General features: G+C 48.3%; 1 protein-coding gene. It reads right to left on the reverse strand.

The features are described 5' to 3' along the window. Positions 1-873, reverse strand: an 873-nt coding sequence (locus A3762_RS07545; RefSeq protein WP_156493327.1) for a tandem-95 repeat protein, incomplete at both ends; no start/stop codon positions are given.

Consider the following 873-nt stretch of genomic DNA (forward strand, 5'->3'; position numbering starts at 1 on the left):
ATTATCGGTGAAGATTCCATCCGTACCTGTGTATGCAACATCTGAGATACTCAGCGTATCACCATCAACATCCGACGCTCCCGTTAACAGATCCCCATCTGTAAGCGTGATCGTCCCGTCTTCGTTCATCTGGAAATTCTGATCCTGCGCGACCGGCAGATCATTCACTGGGTTCACTGTCAAATCGATATTGGCTGCAACTGTCGCTTCACCATCGAATACATCGAAACTAATNTCGAGATCACCATTGAAGTTTGCAGCCGGTGTCAGCGTGAACGTCCCATCACCATTATCTGTAATCGTCAGTTCCGGATTGGCTGTCTGTAGATTCAACGCCGTGAGCGTATCACCCTCCACATCACTCGCTTGCGCCAAGAGCTGCTCTTGGCTCAGTGTGATACTTCCATCCTCATCAATTGCATACGCCAAGTCACCTGAAACTGGCGGGTCATTCACAGGAACAACTACGATATTCGCTTGGGCCGTATCACTCGCACCCTCAGAATCTAGCACAACCACATCGAGGACAATGTCGCCATTGAAATTCTCATTCGGAATAAAACTAAAGGAGCCATCATCATTCGCACTCAGCGTTCCATCTGATCCTGAGTAGCTCACACCTTGCAGACTCACATCACCTTCAACGTCACTTGAATTCGCCAAAAGCTGTGCAGGTGTCAATGTAATTGTACCGTCCTCATTCATGCTGAAAGACGTATCCCCTGCAACTGGCGGGTCATTCACCGGAACAACTACAATATTCGCTTGGGCCGTATCTGTACCACCCTGACCATCAGACACGGTAAAGTCGACGGTGACATTACCATTGAAGTTCTCATTCGGTGCAAAGGTATATGTGTCATCTCCATTATC

Source organism: Oleiphilus sp. HI0125 (assembly GCF_001635355.1).